Source organism: Corynebacterium tuscaniense (assembly GCF_008693065.1).
GTDB classification, from domain to species: domain Bacteria; phylum Actinomycetota; class Actinomycetes; order Mycobacteriales; family Mycobacteriaceae; genus Corynebacterium; species Corynebacterium tuscaniense.
The window spans coordinates 19829-41547 of record NZ_VXKH01000003.1 but is presented as its reverse complement, the minus strand read 5'-3'; the positions used below and the strand labels follow the sequence as shown (position 1 = coordinate 41547).

Here is a 21719-nt window from a genome sequence, read left to right as displayed (position 1 = left end):
CTGAGCGTCTCCTTTTAGCTCTTGCAGGTACCTGCAAGAGCTAAAAGATCGAGGAGAGAAATTCCTTCGTCCGCTCGTGCTGGGGGTTGTCTAGCACCTGTTCAGGCGTGCCGTATTCAACGATGGTGCCGTCGGACATGAAGGCCACGTTGTCAGCAACCTCGTGGGCAAAGGCCATCTCGTGGGTGACCACGAGCATGGTCATGCCGGAATCTGCTAGTTCACGCATGACGCGAAGAACTTCACCGACGAGTTCGGGGTCAAGGGCGGAGGTGGGTTCGTCGAAAAGCATGAGCTTTGGGCCCATCGCAACTGCACGGGCGATGGCAACGCGCTGCTGCTGACCACCTGAAAGCTGCACTGGGTACGCCTCCGCCTTGTTGGCCAGGCCGACCTGTTCAAGCAGTTCCATCGCGCGCTTCTTCGCAGCCTCCGGTGTCATGCCTTTGACATGGATCGGCGCCTCAATGACGTTTTCCAACGCGGTGCGGTGACCGAACAGGTTGAAATTCTGGAACACCATGCCTACCTCGCGGCGCTGACGAGCGGCTTCCTTCTCGGAGATCTCATGCAACGCGCCGTTCTTTTCCCGGTAGCCGATGAGCTCACCATCAACGTAAAGGCGACCCGCGGTGACCTTTTCAAGGTGGTTAACGCAACGCAGAAACGTGGACTTGCCGGAACCGGATGGACCGATGAGACAGGTGACCTCGCCCTTGTTCACCTCAAGGTTGATACCTTTAAGCACGTCAAGGGCACCAAAAGACTTCCATACATCAACGGCTTGAATCATAGGGGTGCTCATTTAAGAGTTCCTTTCCACGACGGTGACGTTGTTTGGGGCCTTGCCCTCAGCGTCAGTAAGTGCTGCCAGCTGGCGGGCGGTCAATTCGCGGGTTACCCCGCGGTCAAAGTAACGCTCCAGGTAGTGCTGGCCAACCATGAGGATGGACGTGATGATCAAGTACCATGTAGCGGCGACAAGCAGCATGGGCACCGGCTCGAAGAGTGCGGCAGCGATGTCCTGGCTGCGACCGTAAAGCTCGAGCGAGTAGGGGACAGCGACAACAAGGGACGAGGTCTTCAGCAAAGAAATAAACTCATTGCCCGTCGGCGGGATGATGATGCGCATGGCCTGCGGCAGCACGGTGCGGCGCATGGTCATACCCCAACCCATGCCTAGGGCTTTCGACGCTTCGATCTGGCCAGCAGGCACCGAGTTCACACCGGAACGGACAATCTCCGCCATGTAGCCCGCCTCGTTGAGACCCAGTCCAATGACGGCGAGAGCGAAAGCCGAGGATGTCAGCGCGTCTAGCGAGATCTCTGTAAAGCCTAAGTTGATGGACTGGTAAATCGCACCAATGAGCCCCCAGAAGACCAACTGAACGTAGATCGGGGTGCCACGGAAGACCCACAGGTACAACCACGCAATTGATTTGAATACCGGGTTCGGCGACATGCGCATCACAGCAAGCACCACGCCGAGAACGACACCGATGATCATCGAAAGAACAGTTAGTGCGAGCGTGTGGCCAGCAGCAGTAAGGACGCGGGTGTCAAAGATGTATGCCCGATACGTGGGCCAGCCATAGGCATCACGGCCGGCGGCATCGACGATGAACAGGATGGACAGCGCAACGAGGATGGCTGCGGTGATCCACCGTCCGGGGTGGCGCAACGGTTTAGCTTCGATGCGTTGTGGGCGTGTGGGTTTGAGCGTCATGGTTATTGTCCTCCCACGGGTTGTTCGTTAATTAGAGCTTGGTCGAGCAGACCTGTTTTCACATTCCACTGCTCCATGATGCGTTCGTACTCACCAGTGTCGATGAGATGCTGCATGGCTGCGGCCAGTGCTGGCCCCAAAGGAGAGTCCTTCGGCACAGCGATGCCATATGGCGCCGCATCAAACATCTCCCCAATCAGTTCGAGCTTGCCGTCCGAGCGGTCCACGGCCCATGCGGAAACAGGGGAGTCCGCACTCAGTGCATCGGCGCGGCCAACGAGCACGGCAAGAGCGGCGTTATCGGATGTGTCGTAGGAGAGGATGGTGATGGGGTCGCCTTGCTCCTCGCATTTTGCAGCCTTCGGTCGCACATCATCCGTTTCGGAGACAGTGGTGCGCTGCACTGCCACTGTGAGACCACAGGGGTTAGCCGGATCAACGTCGTTGCCAGGGGATTGCGCCCACTGGATGCCGGCGTAGAGGAAGTTGACAAAGTCGAAGTTCTGGCGGCGTTCCTCACTATCCGTAAAACCCGACATACCGGCATCAAGCGTGCCTGCCTGCACAGCGGGGAGGATCATGGCGAAGTCCTGGTCAATGGCGCGGAACTTCAATCCCATGACGCTAGCTAGGGCGTGGCCCAAATCCATTTCCAGGCCCACGATCGTGCCCTGTGAATCTTTGAATTCAAAAGGTGCGAACGGTGGATTAGCGCCAATGGTGAAGAAACCGTCTTGGCGGACATTGTCCGGCACCATTGCGGCGATCTCGGGGATTTCAGCTGGGGTGATTTGTTCCCAGCCTTCGGGGTTTCCGCCTTCTACGTTGGTGACACAGCCACTCAATGCACCGACAGTGGCGGTGGTGAGGATGGCAGCAACCACCTTGAGAGGTTTAAACATAAAAGAAGCATACAATGCCTTCGAATGAAGATTATTGTATGCCTCTGGATAATGCAGAAGAATTTTTAAACGCTGACTTAGCAGCGCTTTCTCCTTTTTCTAGCGTGACAGATTAGACATGATCAGTTGAATAATCTGACCAATCACGGTGACAGCTGCTGCAATGATCACGTAGTTGATAATGGCCTGGGTGACGCCTTGCGAGCTCAGCTCCTTGTTATCGGAGGACATAAGGCGGTAAGGATTTACTGCCATGTCGAAGAACCCTTTGACAGACTTTTCCTTCATAGAGGAGGCCTTATCCGGATCGAAGGCATTCTCAATACCGCGCCCAACGGCAGTATCGGCGCCCTTAGAGTTCGTTGTGGTTTGTGCATGAACTGCGGGTGCAGCGGAAAGGGTCAAGGCAGCGGCAGTCGCAACAGCAATCATCTTTTTACGCATGACAGTGAAGTGTAGCTTTACTAGACCTAATACAAAACTGAATTGGCTCACAGAAAACCAAAACTGGGGTAGGGCTACCAGTCTCGCACGGACAATGGGCCCGGTGAACGGTCCCCGCGTAGGCGTTTGATCACATTCTCCGCGGAGATCAAACACATTGGCACACCGACTCCAGGCACGGTTGTTGCTCCAGCGTAGAAAAGGTTTTTCACCTTCCGCGAGGCGTTCCGTCCACGGAGGAATGCTGATTGTTTCAGCGTGTGCGCCGGCCCGATCGCGCCACCGGCCCACGCGTGGTAGCGCTCTTTGAAATCAGCCGGCCCCAAGGTGCGACGGACAACGATGCGTTCAGACAGATTAGGAATTCCGCACCATGCAGCCACCTGTTCAATTGCGGCATTAGCGATTGTATCGACGGCGGGGGAGCTTTGTAGGTGGTAAGCATCGCCGTGCCCAAGCTCCGTGGCAGCGGGGGTGGGGATGAGAATGAAGAGGTTCTCATGACCTTCTGGCGCTGTCGTTGGATCAGTTTTGGACGGCTTAGAGATGTAAATCGACTGGGATGCGTGGTTCGGCCGGCTGCTCACCGGGCCATGGAAGACAGCACCGAAGTCGTCTGACCAATCGGCGCTAAACAGGAGATTATGGTGCTCAAGCTGGGGGAGTATGCCCTTCACACCAAGCATGACGAGTACCGCACCCAAACCGGGGTTGCGGGCAGCAAAATACTCCTCGCTATACGTGCGTTTATCGTGCGGGAGGAGTCGAGTTTCCGTGAATTTCAGATCTGCAGCAGAAACTACAACGTCAGCAGAAAGCTTTTCGACGTCCCCGTTATCCCGCCTCACCGTCACCCCGGACGCTCTGCTTCCCTCCGTATCAATGGCTGTTACGGCTGTGTTGAGTTCAATCTCAGCGCCGTGGGCGACAGCTTGATCAGCGATGGCGTGAACAACGGCGGTGAATCCACCGCGAGGATACTTCACACCTTGGACTAGATCAGTGTGGCTCATCAAGTGGTACATCGACGGGGTGTGTGCTGGATCGGATGAGAGGAACACTGCGGGGTAAGAGAGCATCTGGCGTAGCCGCGTATCGGTGAATCGTTTGGACACGAAGCTCTCCAAAGATCGGGTGAGGTACTCCGCGAGTTTGGAATAATTCCGCCGCACCTCCGGAGTGAAGAATGCCGCAGGTGACGTGAACGTTGTGTACAGGAAGTAATCTACGGCCAATCGGTAGGTTTCCCCGGCGCTATCTAGGTATCTTGCCAGTGTTTTGCCTGCGCCCGGTTCGATCGATTCGAAGAGGGTGAGGGACTCATCGCGGTTGGAGGGCACATCGATGGGGGCCGAACCTTCCGGGAACATTCGGTAGCCGGGATTCAGATCCACAAGATCAAGCACTTCGTCAGTGCGTGTGCCACAGAGTTCAAAGAAGTGATCAAACGCTTCGGGCATGAGGTACCAGGAGGGCCCGGTATCAAAGCGGAAGCCGTCAACACTGAGATCCCCGGCGCGCCCCCCGATAGTGTCGAGCCGCTCAATCACTTTCACGGCGTAGCCTTCCCGGCCCAACAATGCAGCCGCGGCCAGACCTGCGATGCCAGCACCGATCACAATGGCGGCGCGCCCGTCAGTCGGCAGTTTATGTGAGGTCATTTCCGTGGTTCCTCGGTGAAAGGGGGTATGCGGTTGGACTGGGCAGCAACGCGGGAAGCAGCGCGTGCTGTTAACCAAAGCTTGCGTCGACGGGGAACGCTGATGCGCGTGGTGGTTAATACTGATGCCGGTGTTGCATCAATCATGTCGGTAAGTTCCTCGAACAAATCGGCGGCAGCAAGAACGCCGGCGTGAACACGGCGGGGAAGAAGATACATAGATGCACGTGACACAGCAAGATCAGCACGGATATCAGCGACGATGGCATCTTTAGCAGCATCAGCGAGAGGTTGATCCGTCGACACGCTAATCCCGGGGAAATAGGAACGGCCAAGCAGTCGCGAGTCTACAGCGATATCCCGGAGGAAATTCACTTTCTGGAAAGCGGCGCCCAGGGACCGGGCGCCCTCATCAAGTCTTGCCTTCTCGGCAAGAGACAAGGTCATGCCTGCGGTGAACGTCGATAAGCAAAGCAGCCCGATGACTTCCGCTGAACCGTACACATACTTATCAAAGTCAGTCTGCGTGTACGTGGTCTGATTCACGTCCCGGTGCATGGAGGAAAAGAATGCGGTGATGTGTGCGGAATCAAACTGGCAGCGCCGTGCTGTTTGGGCGTACGCATGAAGAATCGGGTCTGTATGGAAACGCTTCGTGGGCGCGGCAAGCACGGCTGTTTCATACTCATCAAGGAGCGCAGAAATATCAGCCACGGCAGCTTGTTTCGCAGTGCCATCCACAATCTCATCCGCAATACGGACAACTGCATAAAGGTTTCGTATGTCTTCTTTGGTTTGCCCGGGGAGCAGCTTCGTTGCCAAGGTGAAGCTTGTGGAGTACCGCTTCATTACTGCAGCGGCGGCATCGCTACACATCGCGTCGTATCGCCGCAAAAAGCGATCCGAGGACATTGCGTACATAAGAAATAAGGTAGCGCCTGGCCATAAGAATGCCGAAACGGCTGCTGCCTTGACATATGCACAGGTGTGTATTTTTTAACAAGAAATTCGTTGAAAACTCTTAACATTGGGCTACACCATGCACTAAATTCGATTCAACAATTGAAATTCGCCCCGCTGTGGCTGGCATAGGAAAGGTCCACCCGTGGAAACCGTCATCACAACGCTCAATGGCCTGATTTGGTCAAACTGGCTCGTTTATCTTTGTTTGGGCGCCGGGGTGTACTTCACCCTAGCCACTTTGTTCCTGCAGGTTCGGTGCCTGTCCGACATGTTCAAGCAGGTGTCGTCGCGGGAAGACTCCGCTGACGGCATTTCGCCCTTCCAGTCCCTGATGATCTCGCTTGCCGGCCGCGTCGGCGTCGGCAACATTGCTGGTGTGGCCACCGCGATTGCCTTCGGTGGCCCTGGTGCCGTGTTCTGGATGTGGATCGTGGCCTTTTTGGGCTCCGCTACGTCGTACATTGAGTGCTGCCTCGCCCAGATTTACAAAGAGAAGGACCAGGACACGGGCGAATACCGGGGTGGCCCGGCCTACTACATTGAGAAGGCCTACAAGCACACCAAAGCGGGCAAATTTGCCCTCGTGTACGCGATCATTTTCGCGGTCATGATGATACTGGCTACGTCCTACTTCCTGCCGGGCGTGCAAGCTAATGGTGTTGCAACAGCGGTTGAGCACGCATGGACTGTTCCAACGTGGGCGACCGCTCTCGTGATGGTGGTTCTACTGGGCGTCATCGTGGTGGGTGGGGTGAAGCGCATCGCGTGGTTTGCTTCGATGGTTGTGCCGTTCATGGCTCTCATCTACGTCGTCGTGTCCATTGTCATCCTGTTTGCCAACGCATCTGAAATCCCTGAGGTGTTCGGCCTCATCTTCCGCTCCGCGTTTGACAAGGAAGCTGCGTTCTCCGGCCTCATCGGCTTCGCCATCATGTGGGGCGTCAAGCGCGGTATCTACTCCAATGAGGCCGGGCAGGGAACCGGCCCGCAGTCCGCTGCCGCTGCTGAGGTGTCCCATCCGGCTAAGCAGGGCTTCGTCCAGTCCTTCGCCGTGTACGTTGACACCCTGCTTGTTTGCTCAGCAACCGCCTTCATCATCATCTCGACTGACATGTACCGCGTGTACGAGAATGGCTCGGAAGACGGCTCAGTTCGTTTTACCGGTGCGATCCCGGATTCGGTTGAGGTCGGCCCCGGTTTCGTGCAGTCCGCACTTGACTCCTTCACCCCGGGCCTTGGCGGCAGCTTCGTCGCACTGTCTATTCTCTTCTTCGCTTTCACCACGATTGTTGCCTACTACTACATGGCTGAGGTCAATTTCACCTACTTGAATCGCTGGATAAAGAATGAGAAGACCCGCTCCGTGGTCATCTGGTTCTTGCGTGTTCTCATCCTTGTTTCCGTATGGATCGGCGCCACCACCACGCCTGGTAATGCGTGGGCACTCGGTGATATCGGTGTCGGCGCCACCGCGTGGTTGAATATCCTGGCCATCTTGGTGCTCCAGGTCCCCGCTCTCAAGTGTCTGTGGGATTACCGCCGCCAGAAGAAAGCCGGCCGTGACCCACAGTTTGACCCCGAAGCACTGGGCATCAAAAACGCCGACTTCTGGGTTGCACGCAAGACCGCCATGGTTGAGGCTGGCACGTGGGAGACAGGGGAGCTTATTGACGAAACCCGCCTCAACGACCCCATCCTTGACCGCTACCCGCGCATCTAGTCCCACAACAACCCCCGGGGCGTGCTGATTTCAGCGCACGGGATCTCGTGCGCTATCCTTTCTCACAGCACGCCCCAGTAGCCCAATTGGCAGAGGCAACGGATTCAAAACCCGTCCAGTGTGAGTTCGAGTCTCACCTGGGGCACCATGTGTTGTCTCGAGACATAGTTCCGGTTATGTCTCGGGGCTACTTTCATTTAACCCGAGGCCTGGGTGCCTACAGCATGCCCTCAACTTTCCGAAGTTCAGTGCAGTCCTGGTGTTTTTAATGGGGGTTCTGCACGATATTCGAAAATGGTGCAGCGGGGAGCCACGCCGGAGCGCATTGAGACCTCACGATCTAATGGCGGCTAGTCCATCTGGGTTTGTTACTGAGTGAGCTCGAATTCCACTAGCTCACCCTCGCACCCATTGATCACCAGGCTCAATGCCTGCGTGCCGGGGTAGTAGATGCGAGTGCTGGTCACCCGAAACGGGTGGATCTTGGTCACCACACGGGTTTCGCCGGGCTCAAGCGTGTATTTGCCAAGGCGGAATACGCTTGGTTTCCGGGTGCCGTTCTTCTTGAGAAAGTGCAGGCGATACTCCGCCAGCACATTGACGGCGACATCGGCCGTGTTGGTGAGCGACGCTGAAAGGGTCGCTTTCTCCCCAATACCCACAGCGTGGGGGAACTCGGGGCGAGTCATGGTGATGGCGGTAGGCATCGAAAAGCCAGCAAGCTCCAGGGCCTCCATGTGACCGCGCTTGATCAACCCGCGCAACCCGCGTTCCACCACCCATTCCGCGTGCGGGGCGCCGCTATCTGCCCAGCGTGTAGCGGTGGCGAGAGCTAACTCGGGGTGCGTGCGGCCGATGTCGTTGAGATTGTTGGCCACGGATTTGCGGACGAAGAGCGATTCATCGTCATACAACCGGTCGAGGATGGGGATGATCGGGGAGGGGTCCGCTACAAACGGCGTGTGCACTTTCGCCCATGGCAGGCGTGGTCGGATGCCCTCCGAAGCGAGACGGCGCACGTTGTGGCTGTTGGAGTCAGCCCACTCGTGTACCCGGGACATGGTCAGCTCCGGGTAGCGCTCCAGGTAGGGGCGCACGGCCCACTCGCCGGTAAAAGCCCTCGTGAGTTCCTCGATCGCGTCTAAAGAAACCTCTGGCTTATCCAACCCGTACAGTTCAATGAAACGGCTCACCGGCCACAAATGGAATGCGTGGTTGAAGTAGCCTTCCCCCTCAGCAAGTTCAGGCCCAAGCTTCTCGACGATCCCGCCCATCACCCCCGCATACTCCTCGCCAAGGCGCTCCCGCAGTCCCTGCGCAAACAGGGTCACGCGGTCCAAGATCTCTAAATTCTCGACTAGTGGAGCAACCCACGCGGCGTACTCCGCACCGTCAATGCCGAGCTGCGCGCCGAGCCTTTGTGCGGTTTCAGCGTTGAAGTAGTCCTTCATTTTGGTGGCCATGACTGTGCACAATACCGGGCATGAACCAACTTTTGCGCGGCCCGGAGCTGGCTACCAACCAGCCTGTTGTGCGTTTTGGTGATGCGATTGCGGCGTACGAGGAACCCCTGCAGTTCACTGCTTAACTACTTTTATTGGCCATAGCCAATTCATTAATCCTTGCTACGTTCGGCGCTGGGTCATCGATCGAGAGAATTAGCCGGCTGAAGTCTTCGTTGGTCAGCTCGATCACTACAGCGTTCTCATACCCGCTGATGTTCCAAAAGTGTTTCTCTCCTCCAGTGCGGAATGTTCCAGCGAATTTCTTCCCCTGGGCCAGCCCGGGGCCGCGGAAGCCTTTCGGCTCATCCTTAATCCCTGGGTCGTGGGTGGCGCCTCGAACATGGCTCCACGGCACCTTGATGGAGCCTTTAAAGGACCAGACTTTGTTCATCCCAACGGGTTCAACTATGAGTGCGTCGTCAGTAAAAGTGAGCTTATTGAGCATTGGTTTCTCCTTTGAGCTTTCCGCTGGCGCGGTTGAGTAGGTGTTCGCCCAGGGCAGCGTTGTCTTTTCCAAAGCACAGAACGCTTGCGTCAAGAATGAGGCCTCGCATCTCGTGGCTGGTAGGTGCAACTTCAACGAGGGTGACCACAACGAGGTTTTTTGCGTCCTCGGTCACTTCTCCGGCATTAGCTTCTTGACACACTGCCTCCAGTGCTGCATGGAGCAGGCCGTGCTTCGATCCAAAGAGCTTGTAGAAGCTCGAGCGGTTAATCCCAAGGGAAGAAAGGATTGCATCTACGGGTGGAGCATTAAATCCGCGTTCACCAAATAGTGCAATTGCCTTGCGGATAACTTGGTCTTCATCAAACTCTCTTGGCCTGCCCATGACTTTCATACTATTCATTCTGGAACAGAATGTCTAGAATCTCTTTAATATTTTGTGCCCTAGGCAACGTCGAAACACGCAAAAGAAGGAATGTAAAGGCCTGTTCATGAGCTAGCAGGGGAGAAATTCGGTATAGAGGAAGTACTCAACATTAAGGAACTTAATGACCCTCAACGCTTCTTCGGCAAACTCCACAAGCACAGGCCCCCGCCTCCTTTCTCTGGACGTCGTACGTGGAATCGCGGTATGTGGAATCGCATTCGTCAACGTGACGCAGATGTGGAATATGTTTCCCGAGTCCGCAAGAGACACCCAGGCTTGGACATGGTTGAACTTCCTTGCAAACGAAAGGTTCTTTCCCGTATTCACTTTTCTATTTGGAATTGGGTTTGCCATGATTACTCGTTCGGCGCGGAGACGTGGCCGAGTGGAATGGCAGATCATGCTGCGGCGACTCATTCCTTTGCTTCTCCTTGGGCTGGTTCATGGGATCTTCCAGCCAGGTGAAGCGCTCGGACCCTACGCAATTGGCGGGCTCGTCTTCCTGTTTCCTTTAACTTTCTTACCGCTGGAAAAGAGACGAGGAATCGCATTGGCCCTTGGTGTGATTCTTACCCTTGTCGGCGCGTATTTTGGCGGTGTTTTGCTCATTCCGGGTCTGCTCCTACTTGGTTTTGCGGTATCGGAGTGGCGCGTTCCGGAAAAGCTGGATGAGAATCCGAAGCCAGCAGCGTTAGCGCTGCCAGTACTCATTTTGTTCACCGCTATCGCCAGCTATGTCCAATACCTCTACCGTGATCAAGCAGGTTTTTCACCCCATTCATCTATTGCGGGTTTCCTTTTCGCCGCAACGTGGGTTGCTGCGGTGGTCGTTCTTGTGCGCACGCCTCTGCGGCAAGGATTCGAAGTGGTCTTTGCTCCATTGGGGCGAATGGCTTTGACTAACTACATTGGAGCCACCGTGATTCTGCTGGCATCCAGACCGCTGTTGGGCATCCCCGCCGAACAAGGATCGGCTACGAATGCTTCTTTCCTCACGGCATGGGGAGTGGTTTTAGTCATGCTGACTGCACAGATGATTTTTAGCGCACTTTGGCTCAAGAGATTCGGCCAGGGACCGTTGGAGAAACTGTGGCGGAAAATTACGTGGGGAACCGGTTTTCATATGTCCTCTTAGGGCGGTTTTGGGCTTTTGCGCAAACCCTAAATCGGCGTTCAACAGTCGCAGGTAAGGTGGGACGCTGTGATTTCTTCTGATTCCTCTGCTAAGAAACGTCTTCTGCTCATTGACGGCCACTCGATGGCGTTCAGGGCTTTTTATGCTTTGCCGGTGGAGAATTTCTCCACGTCGGGTGGGCAGCATACGAATGCGGTGTACGGCTTTTTGTCAATGTTTGCGAACATCCTCGCGGATGAAAAGGCGACGCACGTGGCAGTGGCCTTCGATATCGGGCGCAAGACGTTCCGCACGGAGCGGTTCCCGGAGTACAAAGCACAGCGAGAATCAGCACCCGAGGAGTTCAAGGGCCAGGTGCCCATCATCCAGGATGTGCTGGGGGACTTGGCTATTGTCACTTTGACCAAGGAGAACTATGAGGCTGATGACATTCTGGCCACACTGACCACCCAAGCCCAGGATGATTACGAGGTTGTCATTGTCACCGGTGACCGCGATTACTTGCAGTTGGTCAATGGCTCGGTGACGGTGCTCTATCCCACCCGTGGTGTGTCCACCTTGACGCGGTTTACACCGGAGGAAGTGGAGAAGAAGTACGGTCTCACCCCGGCGCAGTACCCGGATTTCGCGGCGCTGCGCGGCGACCCGTCGGATAACCTGCCGAATATCCCGGGTGTGGGGGAGAAGACGGCGACGAAGTGGATCGTGCAGTACGGAGACCTCCAAGGCCTCATTGATCATGCAGATGAGATCAAGGGCAAGGTGGGCGACTCCTTCCGCGAGCGCATCGAGCAGGTTCAGCTCAACCGCGAGCTCACCCAGATGGTGCGTGACCTGGAATTGCCCGTCGGTCCCGATGAGCTGGAACTCAAACCCGCTGATGTCAATGCGGTAGCTACTGCGTTTGATGACCTGGAATTTGGAGTCAATCTGCGCGAACGAGTGCTCGCCGCTGTGCCGCATGATGGTGTACTGCTTGACGACGGTGACGTTGCCGATGAGGCTGTTGAACTCACAATCGATGAGGCACCATTGGATGAGTGGCTCAATAAGCGCGAAGGCCAAGGCATGGCCCTGTACGTCGTGGGCACTGGGGTGCCGGCGAGTGGGGATGTGCAGGCAGTGGGGGTCGTCGATAAGCAACGGCATGCTGTGACGCGCGAACTGGGGGATCTGAGCCCTGCTGAGGACGCTGCACTGAAGACATGGATTGAATCGGATGCGCCGAAGTACGTGCATTCGGCGAAGGCCACGTGGCACATGTTGCGTGGGCGCGGGATAACTCTGCGCGGCATTGCGCATGACACGGCGATTGCGGCGTACTTGTTGCGTCCGGGCCAGCGCACGTATGACCTGGCGGATGTGTATCAGCGCCACCTACAGCGACAACTCGCGCCTGCGAGTGAGCAGATGAGTCTGCTGGATGAGGACACTTCGGTGGTGGATTCCGCCGCGGCGATTCTTGAGTTGGCTGAGAAGTTGACGGGTGAGCTGCGCGAGATTGATTCCTATGAGCTCTACGCGGACTTGGAATTGCCGCTGGTGACCATTCTTGCGGAGATGGAAGAAAACGGCATCGCTGTTGATGTGGATGTGCTGCAGAACCAGCAGAAAGAATTCGCGCAAAAGGTTGCTGCTGCTGAAGAAACAGCGCGCCAGCTCGTGGATGAACCTTCGCTGAACCTGTCGTCGCCTAAGCAGCTGTCCGTTGTGCTCTTTGACAAGCTGGAGCTGCCCAAGACGAAGAAGACGAAGACGGGCTACTCCACGGCGGCAAAGGAGATTGAGGCGCTTGCGGCGAAGAACCCGCACCCGTTCCTCGATCAGCTGCTCGCGCACCGTGAGTACCAGAAGATGAAGTCCACGCTAGAGGGCTTGATCAAGTCTGTGGGTGAGGATGGCCGGATTCACACTACGTTCAACCAGACCGTCACGTCCACGGGGCGTTTGAGCTCCACTGACCCGAACCTGCAGAACATTCCTGTGCGCACAGAAGCGGGCCGTCGCATTCGATCCGCATTCACTGTAGGCGAGGGGTACGAGTGCCTACTCACGGCTGACTACTCGCAGATTGAAATGCGCGTGATGGCGCACCTCTCCGAAGACCCGGGCCTCATTGAGGCCTACAAGGAAGGGGAGGACCTGCACAACTTCGTCGGCTCGCGGGTTTTCGACGTGCCTATCAGCGAGGTCACACCGGAATTGCGCCGCCGGGTCAAAGCCATGAGCTACGGGTTGGTCTACGGTTTGTCCGCCTATGGCCTGTCCAACCAGCTGGGCATTCCCGCCGGTGAAGCGAAACAGATCATGGAGAGCTACTTCCAGCGTTTCGGCGGCGTCAAGCGCTACCTGGACCAGGTAGTGGAGCAGGCCCGCCGTGACGGGTACACCTCCACGATCTTTGGTCGCCGCCGCTACCTTCCGGAGCTGAACTCCGATAACCGCGTGGCGCGTGAAAACGCGGAGCGTGCAGCGCTGAATGCGCCGATACAGGGTACTGCAGCGGATATCATCAAGGTAGCCATGATCCGCGTTGACCATGCACTGTCAACGACGAAGCGTGCAGGTAAACCGCTGGCGTCGCGTGTTCTGCTCCAAGTGCACGACGAACTCGTGGTGGAGGTGGCCCCGGGCGAGCTGGAGGAGGTGCGCGCGATCGTGGAAGAGGAGATGGACCGCGCAATCACCTTGCGTGTGCCGCTGGAAGTCTCCGCCGGAACCGGCAAGAACTGGGATGAGGCGGCGCACTAGGCGACGCCAGTAGGCGAGCTTAGTCCTTCTTTGACTCCGTGTCGGAGCCAAAGGCTTCCATCTCTGATTCGAGGCCTTCTTTGAACTCCTCAAGGTCAAGGCTGGACTCCTCGGCGAGCTCCGCCAGGGTCATATCCGCGAATTCACTGTCCGGGTCCAAATTTTCCTCATCGGTAACGATGTCCACTGCGGCCGTGCGCACCTCGCTCTCCTTGGCTAGATGATCGCGGTAGTGGAAGTACTGGTACACCATGATCGCGATGACGAAGAGCCCCAGGTAACCCAAGATCGGGTAGAGGTTAGCCACTAATGTCTTGAACCCAATGAAGGACAGGATGAAGCCGATGATGCAGGCGACCACGTACACCTTGTAGAAGTTCTCCGGTTTATCGCGGGTAAGCCGCTTTGCCATGGCGTAGATCATGCCCAAGCAGGTGTTGAAGACCATGAGGAAAATCACCCATGTCATTACCTGGCCCAGGACCGGGTTGATGTTGAACAGTACGGTGAGCAGCGGCATGTCATCGCCGTTGACGGCTTGCGCTTCGATGAACAAGGTGACCACGAGCAGTGCAAGCATCAGTGCATACAATGCGCCCGCGATGAGGCCGCCAATGCGTACGGACTTGTTATCAAAATTATCGCCACCGATGACAATGGCCATGGACACCGTGCATAGCGCGTTCAGTCCGGTGTGGTTGAGTGCCCCGAGCCACCAAGTTGGTGCGCCTGTCGCGCCGGCGACATGTTCTTTGGTCCATGCGCTTTGTGCGGCGATATCCACGCTCGCGTGGGTAAACGTCCAGATTGAGGCAATGAGCACGAAGATGATCAACAGGGGAGTAACGAGACCCAAGATAACCGAGATCTTGTCCACATCTAGGCGGCCCACCAGCAGCATGATGATGAGCATGGACACACCGCCGACATAGATCGGCCAGCCGTAGGCCTGTTCCAGGTTGGAACCGGCGCCCGCGAACATGACAAAGCCAACGCTGAACATGCAGGCGATAGCGGACCAGTCCATGATCTTCGAGGACAATCCATCGGATACTGCGCCGAAGACGCGTGTGTGCTCCGTCGCGCGGAAGTAGGACCCGAAGGCGAGGAAAGCCACGGCAGCCAGAGCCATGACAATTCCTGCTAGAGCGATGCCCCACAGACCCATGTGGCCATAGGACACGAAGTATTGGAAAGCCTCCATGCCGGAAGCGAAACCGGCGCCAACAACGACGCCAATGAACGCGAAACCGATACCGATACCGCGTTTTAACATAAAAACACCACCTATGCGCCGGGCTAAAGCTTCGGGCGCTATCAAAAATTTGTTTGGCTGTACAAGCCTAGTGGGGTTCGTTGCGGAATGCTCAAATCGCCGTCGGTAATGGCTTGGCGACGCATGCGCCTAAAGTTTGCTCAAGCTGGGAAAATGGACTAATCTCGAACGAGCGTATCTACGCTTTTGTCGAGGAGCCGGTCATTATAGGAGGGCCGTCCGCGCTGGGGGCGAGATCGAAACACCAGCTCATACACGGATTTGATATCCACGAGTCGGAGTATCGAGAGATGCGCTCATGTCCATTTGCTATCTCCTATCCGTTTCGGAGCAACATAACTTATGCCCACTTCTACTACCCCGCAGGTTGCCATCAACGACATCGGCAGCGCTGAGGATTTTCTTGCCGCAGTTGACGCGACCATCAAGTACTTCAATGATGGCGATATTGTCACCGGCACCGTCGTCAAGGTCGATCATGATGAGGTTCTTCTCGACATTGGATACAAGACCGAAGGCGTCATCCCGACCCGCGAACTCTCCATCAAGCATGACGTCGACCCGGATGAGGTCGTTCAGATCGGCGATGAGATTGACGCGCTTGTCCTGACCAAGGAGGACAAGGAAGGTCGTCTGCTTCTGTCCAAGAAGCGAGCACAGTACGAGCGTGCATGGGGCACCATCGAGGAGCTCCAGGCCAACGACCAGCCGGTTACCGGTACAGTCATCGAGGTTGTCAAGGGTGGTCTCATTCTCGACATTGGCCTTCGTGGCTTCCTGCCGGCCTCACTCGTTGAGATGCGTCGCGTGCGTGACCTGGATCCGTACATCGGCCAGGAGCTCGAAGCCAAGATCATCGAGCTGGACAAGCACCGCAACAACGTTGTTCTGTCCCGTCGTGCATACCTTGAGGAGACCCAGTCTGCAGTCCGCTCCGACTTCCTGCACCAGCTGGAGAAGGGGCAGGTCCGCAAGGGTGTTGTCTCCTCCATCGTCAACTTCGGTGCATTCGTCGACCTCGGTGGCGTTGACGGCCTGGTCCACGTGTCCGAGCTGTCCTGGAAGCACATCGACCACCCATCCGAGGTTGTCACTGTTGGCGACGAGGTCACCGTCGAGGTCCTCGACGTCGATCTCGACCGCGAGCGCGTGTCCCTGTCCCTGAAGGCAACCCAGGAAGATCCGTGGCGCGTCTTCGCCCGCACCCACGCTGTGGGCCAGATCGTCCCAGGCAAGGTCACCAAACTCGTCCCGTTCGGCGCATTCGTTCGCGTCGAGGAGGGCATCGAGGGCCTCGTCCACATCTCCGAGTTGGCTCAGCGCCACGTGGATGTGCCGGACCAAGTTGTTGGTGTTGGCCAGGAAGTCATGGTCAAGGTCATCGACATTGACCTGGACCGTCGCCGCATCTCCCTGTCTCTCAAGCAGGCAGACGAGGACTACTCGGAGGAGTTCGATCCGTCCCGCTACGGCATGGCCGACTCCTACGACGAGCAGGGCAACTACATCTTCCCGGAGGGCTTCGACCCGGAGACCAACGAGTGGATGGAAGGCTACGACGAGGCACGTCAGGAGTGGGAGGCTCGCTACGCCGAGGCTGCACGCCTGCACGAGGCTCACACCGCTCAGATCGAACGCAACCGTGCTGCCGCAGCAGAGGCTGAGGCCAACGGTGAGGGCGCTACCCCGACCAACTACAGCTCCACCTCCGGCGATGCTGCAGCTCCGGCAGCTCCGTCCGCTGGCGAGGCTGAGCAGGGTGGTTCCCTTGCTTCCGATGAGCAGCTCGCTGCTCTACGCGAGAAGCTCGCTGGCAACTAGTGATGAGTCGCTTCAGCGACTCATCACTACGGAGTTGACGGAAGCGACTCATCGCTAGGGAGCAGCCGAAAGGCCTCCAGCGAGCCAGGTCCGTACCGAAAGGTGCGGGCCTTTTTCTCTACTCTGAACTCGACTACGGTGGCGGGCATGAAAAAGATTGGACTGACAGGTGGCATTGGCAGCGGTAAAACCACGGTGGCAGCGATGCTGGACGAAGCGGGTTTTCGCGTTGTAGATGCAGATAAGATCGGTCGGGAGATCATGGAACCTGGCTCACCAGTCCTCGCCAAAGTAGCGGAGGAGTTTGGCCACGATGTACTCAAAGTGGATGGTTCACTGGACCGGGCAGAGCTTGCGCGTCGAGCATTCGCGGACAAGGGGGCCACTCAACAACTGAACGCGATCACGCATCCGGCGATTCGCTCGGAATCCCACCGGCAGTTCATCCAAGCAGAAGCCGATGGTGTTGCTGTGTCAGTCTATGACATGCCTTTGCTTATCGAGCTCGGGTTGAACAAAGACATGGATCTCACCGTCGTCGTGGATGTTGCTGCTGAAGAACGTGTGAAGCGCCTTGTGTCTTCGCGCGGCTTAGATGAGGCTGATGCCCGCGCACGGATTAAACAGCAGATTGGCGATGACGCGCGCAAAGCGGCAGCCGATTGGATTATTGATAATAACGGCCCGTTGGAAGAACTCGCGCCACAGGTGAAACGACTCATTGACGCAGTGAAAACAGGCGAAGCTTTCCAGTAGTGGAATGATGACAAAAACACAAGAGGTTGCTCACTCGACCGGCAATGTTAAGTGTCTGGCTAATGCGTAGACACGTTTGATTAACCTGCTATCCCTACTGTCCCCACCTATGGGAACGTGGGACATCGGGCCTTTTGATAATGATCAGGCATTGGATACCGTCGCCGCATTGGCCGACGGGTCTTTCCGTATGGCGCAATTTCGTTTTGATTGCGGGCGCGGGGCGCTCGGCACCGACGAGGCTGAAACTGTTTTGGCTTTGGCAGCGGTGCTCAATGGCTTCGTGCCATCGGAGGAATACACAGCTGCACTGTCTTTCCCGTTTACCCGCGATGACCGTCAGTGGATTCGGCGCCGCGCGGAACAGGCCGTCAACCCGGCGATCTCCGAGTTGTACGACCTGTGGCAGGATGCCGGCGAGCTGGAAAACTGGCTCGCCGAAACGCGCAAATACTCTGGGAAGTTTGTGAGCTAAACCCACGCTGACTTACTGCAGGAAATCCCAGAGTAAATCGGAGGCCTTGAGCAGGTTCACCTTGAACTCCTCCGGCTTCTCCGCTGTGTCCACGTTCCAGGAGACGCAGTACTCCGTGGCGTCCGGGAGGGGAGTGTAGGAAATGCCGAAGCCTTCCTGCAAGGTTGGCGCAAAGCTGTAACGAACGATTTGCTTCGCGCCACCAATGGAGGTGGTGGACAGGAAGTCCTGACGCGCGGCAAGAACAGCCTCATCGTTGAAGAAAGGATCACTGTCATCGATGGTGGCCATCATTTGAATGTGGCGGTCAAAACCATTGCCGGACTTGCAGCGTTTAACCCAGCCGCGGTGGGCGTTAACTGCGGCGAGGAGATCGTCCTGAGCTGCGGTGCCAGCAACCAGCTTTTGGGCAAACGCGACGGCTTCGGGGGTAGCAGCGCGCAAGCACTCGGTTCGGCCGGCACGGAATTCGCGCATATCCACTGCTTCGTAGACGGCGCGGACTCGGCCGTAGGTCAACTGCTGTGCGATGTGCATGATCAACTGGGCGGAAGCATCGCGGCTGAACTTGAAGGGCAGATCAGCTGGCTGCCGCAGCGGTGCATCGATGATTTCCACCGCATATTTCGATGCCAGCTCCGCATAGGATGTGGCCTGCTGGCGGAGCTTTGCCGTGGTTGCCTCATCCAGCGTCCACACTAGTTCTTCGGGGGTGAGTTCCGTCAGTTCCTCGGATGATTCACTCGGCAGCTCAACCGCTTGCAGGTGGTTCATGGCGGTGACCAAGGTGGCACCGTCGATACACGAGTGTTCAACGTGAACGGCAATCCATTCGTCCTTGAGGCTCACCTGGTAGCTCAACGCTTTGTACGTCCACGCACCGCGTGGGGTGAATGTTGCTTCACGGATGCGCTGGTTATTCGTCTTGTCTTCGTCGTTAAGCAGCTCGACCGTGAAGAGCATGTCACTCAAGCGCTTGTACGTCGATTCGTTGTCGCTCTGGTTCAGTATCTCCGGAAGAAGCTCCCCAAGCACGCCGGATCCCAGGAGGGAAGGAGCGTTGAAGTCAATGTCAGATGGTTCAGTTGCCGCTGCTTGAATGCTCTCCAAAGCAGACCGCAAGGTCTCGGCAGAGACGAGTTTGCCGGAACTGTCAGTGATGCGGATGGCAAAGAGGCGACCGTTAACAAAAACGCCGATCTCACGGTTCGTTTCATCGAGGTCGCTTTGCCAAATGGCGTCTTCATTCGGCAGCGGATGACGCAGGCCCCCTCCGTAAACGAACCATTGGTTCAGGGTGATGCGGTTACCGCGGGCATCCACATCCTCAGGCAGATCCTTGGAGGCCACTTGCAGGTGCACGACTGCGGCGCGTCGGATAAATTCGACAGCGCGGTCCAGGCCGACGGGTGTTTGCTTCACCGGGAGAGCAAGCTGGAAGCCCACATTTGTGCTCAACGGCAGTGGATCACGGACGGTGAGATAGCTGGAATACCACTCGTCGTTAAGCCAGTTCGTGCCCACGGCCGCGCGTGCTTCGGCGCGCTCACGCAGCGCAGCATCAAGCTTGGGCCCAGCGCCTGTGCGGAACTTTTCGACGATTTCGTTGGCGTGGCTCAACGTACCCTCATCAAGCACTGCTGAGAGTGCGTGCTTATACGCATCGAGCGTGCCAAACAGCGGCGGGACCTCAAGAACCTTCAGATCCAATGTTGAGGGGTGCGGGGTAATAGTGGTTTTCTCAGCCACGTGTGCAGGCCTCCTTGTAGGTAGGTCTTCAATAAAGTGCATACACAACCCACTGTACCGACGAAATGCTTCCCTTAAGACCTGCAGAAATTTGAGCGCCGTCTCCCACAACCTCCTGTCGGTGGCGGTGGAGACGGCGAAGGCGTCGAACGGTGTTTTACCCACCGCTCGAGGAACCATTAGAGCGAAGGAATGTTGGCCAGAAGCTCCTTCGTGTACTCATGCTGCGGGTTTTCCAGAACCTCGTCCACAGGACCTTCGTCGACAATGACGCCCTTGTTCAACACGGCCACGCGAGTGGCAATGTGGCGGGCGAGTGCGATGTTGTGGGTGACAAACAACATGGCCAAATCGCGCTCATGGCGCAGTTCGGCGAGCAGTTTGAGGATGCTGGCCTGAACGGACACGTCCAGGGCCGATGTCACCTCATCACACACAAGCACGGAGGGCGTGCTCACCAGTGCGCGACCGATAGCGGCGCGCTGGCGCTCACCACCGGAGAGGTCACCCGGACGGCGATCGTAGAAGCTCCGGTCCAGCTGTACAGCTTCTAGAGTTTCCTCAACAATGGCACGCTGCTCGTCCTTAGAAAGCTCATCCGCAATGACCAATGGGACACTCATTGATTCACCGATTGTGCGGCGTGGGTTCAAAGACGAGAAGGGGGACTGGAAGATGTACTGGACATCCTTGCGCTGTGGGAGGGTGCGGGCACGACTACTCGGAGCAAGTTTCTCGCCACGGAGGAGAACATCGCCGGTGTAGCCATCGTTCAAGCCCACTACAGAACGCGACAATGTCGTTTTACCGGAACCGGACTCACCCAGAATCAAGATGGATTCGCCGGGCTCCACCGTCAGGTTGATTCCGTGGAGCACCTGGTTGGAGCCATACGCCATCTTGAGGTCACGGATCTCTAGCAGCGCATTGTGCTTGCGTTGTTGCTCCTGTTTATCTGTGGGCGTTTCTGCAGTAACAGAGGTGCCCTGAGCACCTTCCGCAACACTCCAGCGGGCAAAGCCAGCGATATCTTTGCGGCCCGCCAGGTCCGGAATGGCTGCGAGCAGCTTCTTGGTGTACGGGTGCTTCGGAGTGTACAAAACGGTGTTGTACGGCCCTTCTTCGACGATGTCACCGCGCAGCATCACCACGACGCGGTCCACTAGTTCCGCAACAACAGCAAGATCGTGGGTGATGTAGAGCGATGCAACATCGTTCTTCACCGTCATCGTGCGAATCGTCTTCAAAACGTGGTTCTGGGTGGTCACGTCAAGGCCGGTTGTCGGCTCATCACAGATGAGCACGTCAGGGTACATGGCAAAAGCCATAGCGATACCGACGCGCTGCTGTTGGCCACCGGAAAGCTGGTGGGGCCAGCGACTCAAGTATTCATCGGTGTCTGGCAAGTCCACGCCACGCATAACTTCGCGCACGCGGTCTTCGCGCTCCTGAGCATCGGAACCGTAGCCGTGGATGTCCAGGACTTCACGGATCTGGTCGCCGACGCGCATCGCAGGATTCAGGCTCAGTGCTGGATCCTGCGGGATGTAGGCAACACGGCCACCACGCAGATCACGTAGTTGGTCCTCATTCAGACTGAAGATGTCGATCGATTCACCATCACGCGTGTGCAGTGTGATAGTGCCATCAGTCTTGATCAGACCGGTACGGAAGTGTCCCATCGTGGCAAGACCAGCGGTGGTTTTACCAGAGCCGGACTCGCCGACGAGACCGACGATCTCACCGCGGTAGAGATCAAAGTCGACACCATGGAGGATTTCGGTGCCCTCAAACGTTGCCAGGCGAAGATCGCGGCAACGCATCACCAGTGTTTCTTCGGTGCGCGGTGGTGGCGTGTACTCACCCTGGAGGCCGGCGGCCTCCCATAGGTTGATGCCACTCGATGCGTCCTGTTCAGCCTGATTGGCCGGGTCCGGGCCACCTGAGTTAGTTGCGGTGGTCAC

The 21719-nt window shown here is 57.0% G+C and carries 18 protein-coding genes and 1 tRNA gene; 7 read left to right on the top strand and 12 right to left on the bottom strand.

Annotated elements, in window-relative coordinates:
• Positions 1-40 precede the first annotated feature (40 nt).
• From F4V54_RS01695 to F4V54_RS01670, 6 genes are all read right to left on the bottom strand, one after another.
• Positions 41-805: an amino acid ABC transporter ATP-binding protein gene (locus F4V54_RS01695; RefSeq protein WP_034664805.1), complete on the bottom strand. Its 765-nt coding sequence runs from the start codon at positions 803-805 to the stop codon at positions 41-43.
• A complete protein-coding gene (locus F4V54_RS01690; protein ID WP_150386022.1) occupies positions 806-1726 on the bottom strand; it encodes an amino acid ABC transporter permease in 921 nt (306 codons plus the stop codon). It abuts the gene before it with no gap.
• Between the two features lie 2 nt (positions 1727-1728).
• Positions 1729-2628: an ABC transporter substrate-binding protein gene (locus F4V54_RS01685; RefSeq protein ID WP_150386021.1), complete on the bottom strand. Its 900-nt coding sequence runs from the start codon at positions 2626-2628 to the stop codon at positions 1729-1731.
• A gap of 99 nt (positions 2629-2727) precedes the next feature.
• Positions 2728-3072, bottom strand: a complete 345-nt coding sequence (locus F4V54_RS01680) for a hypothetical protein (RefSeq protein WP_034664798.1) — start codon at positions 3070-3072, stop codon at positions 2728-2730.
• Positions 3073-3146: 74 nt separating this feature from the next.
• The gene (gene crtI / locus F4V54_RS01675) at positions 3147-4733 is read right to left on the bottom strand and encodes a phytoene desaturase family protein (RefSeq protein ID WP_150386020.1); all 1587 of its coding nucleotides are present in this window, start codon (positions 4731-4733) and stop codon (positions 3147-3149) included.
• Positions 4730-5653, bottom strand: coding sequence for a phytoene/squalene synthase family protein (locus F4V54_RS01670; RefSeq protein ID WP_346265109.1), 924 nt, complete (start codon positions 5651-5653; stop codon positions 4730-4732). Before F4V54_RS01670 ends, crtI begins: the two co-directional genes overlap by 4 nt.
• A gap of 184 nt (positions 5654-5837) precedes the next feature.
• On the opposite strand from F4V54_RS01670, the gene F4V54_RS01665 reads away from it, so the two are divergent.
• Both F4V54_RS01665 and F4V54_RS01660 read left to right on the top strand, forming a co-directional pair.
• Positions 5838-7415 carry an alanine/glycine:cation symporter family protein gene (locus F4V54_RS01665; RefSeq protein ID WP_150386019.1) on the top strand — a complete coding sequence of 526 codons (1578 nt, stop codon included), beginning with the start codon at positions 5838-5840 and terminating at the stop codon, positions 7413-7415.
• 71 nt (positions 7416-7486) lie between these two features.
• Positions 7487-7563 (top strand) — tRNA-Leu (locus F4V54_RS01660).
• Between the two features lie 220 nt (positions 7564-7783).
• Here F4V54_RS01660 and F4V54_RS01655 read toward each other — a convergent pair.
• The 3 genes from F4V54_RS01655 to F4V54_RS01645 form a co-directional block, all read right to left on the bottom strand.
• Entirely contained in the window at positions 7784-8878 is a 1095-nt protein-coding gene (locus F4V54_RS01655) for a DNA alkylation repair protein (RefSeq protein WP_150386018.1), read from the bottom strand.
• Positions 8879-8999: 121 nt separating this feature from the next.
• Positions 9000-9365 carry a hypothetical protein gene (locus tag F4V54_RS01650; protein ID WP_034663010.1) on the bottom strand — a complete coding sequence of 122 codons (366 nt, stop codon included), beginning with the start codon at positions 9363-9365 and terminating at the stop codon, positions 9000-9002.
• Complete coding sequence (locus F4V54_RS01645) at positions 9355-9759, bottom strand: TetR/AcrR family transcriptional regulator (protein WP_232218081.1); 405 nt, start codon at positions 9757-9759, stop codon at positions 9355-9357. Before F4V54_RS01645 ends, F4V54_RS01650 begins: the two co-directional genes overlap by 11 nt.
• 154 nt (positions 9760-9913) lie before the next feature.
• On the opposite strand from F4V54_RS01645, the gene F4V54_RS01640 reads away from it, so the two are divergent.
• Both F4V54_RS01640 and polA read left to right on the top strand, forming a co-directional pair.
• The gene (locus tag F4V54_RS01640; protein ID WP_150386017.1) at positions 9914-10927 is read left to right on the top strand and encodes a DUF418 domain-containing protein; all 1014 of its coding nucleotides are present in this window, start codon (positions 9914-9916) and stop codon (positions 10925-10927) included.
• Between the two features lie 66 nt (positions 10928-10993).
• Positions 10994-13678 (top strand): DNA polymerase I, encoded by a 2685-nt coding sequence (gene polA / locus F4V54_RS01635; RefSeq protein ID WP_282958568.1) that lies wholly within the window; start codon positions 10994-10996, stop codon positions 13676-13678.
• A gap of 19 nt (positions 13679-13697) precedes the next feature.
• On the opposite strand, the gene F4V54_RS01630 is transcribed toward polA, so the two are convergent.
• Positions 13698-14954, bottom strand: coding sequence for a YkvI family membrane protein (locus tag F4V54_RS01630; RefSeq protein WP_211359442.1), 1257 nt, complete (start codon positions 14952-14954; stop codon positions 13698-13700).
• A gap of 342 nt (positions 14955-15296) precedes the next feature.
• Here F4V54_RS01630 and rpsA point away from each other — a divergent pair, with 342 nt between their 5' ends.
• The 3 genes from rpsA to F4V54_RS01615 all read left to right on the top strand — a co-directional run bounded on the left by rpsA (position 15297) and on the right by F4V54_RS01615 (position 18006).
• Entirely contained in the window at positions 15297-16775 is a 1479-nt protein-coding gene (gene rpsA, locus F4V54_RS01625) for a 30S ribosomal protein S1 (RefSeq protein WP_034663005.1), read from the top strand.
• A gap of 147 nt (positions 16776-16922) precedes the next feature.
• The gene (coaE, locus tag F4V54_RS01620; RefSeq protein WP_150386016.1) at positions 16923-17531 is read left to right on the top strand and encodes a dephospho-CoA kinase; all 609 of its coding nucleotides are present in this window, start codon (positions 16923-16925) and stop codon (positions 17529-17531) included.
• 109 nt (positions 17532-17640) lie between these two features.
• A complete protein-coding gene (locus F4V54_RS01615) occupies positions 17641-18006 on the top strand; it encodes a DUF4259 domain-containing protein (protein WP_034663002.1) in 366 nt (121 codons plus the stop codon).
• 12 nt (positions 18007-18018) lie between these two features.
• On the opposite strand, the gene F4V54_RS01610 is transcribed toward F4V54_RS01615, so the two are convergent.
• Both F4V54_RS01610 and F4V54_RS01605 read right to left on the bottom strand, forming a co-directional pair.
• Positions 18019-19755, bottom strand: a complete 1737-nt coding sequence (locus tag F4V54_RS01610; protein ID WP_170253085.1) for a choline/carnitine O-acyltransferase — start codon at positions 19753-19755, stop codon at positions 18019-18021.
• Between the two features lie 179 nt (positions 19756-19934).
• Entirely contained in the window at positions 19935-21719 is a 1785-nt protein-coding gene (locus tag F4V54_RS01605) for an ABC transporter ATP-binding protein (RefSeq protein ID WP_249041194.1), read from the bottom strand.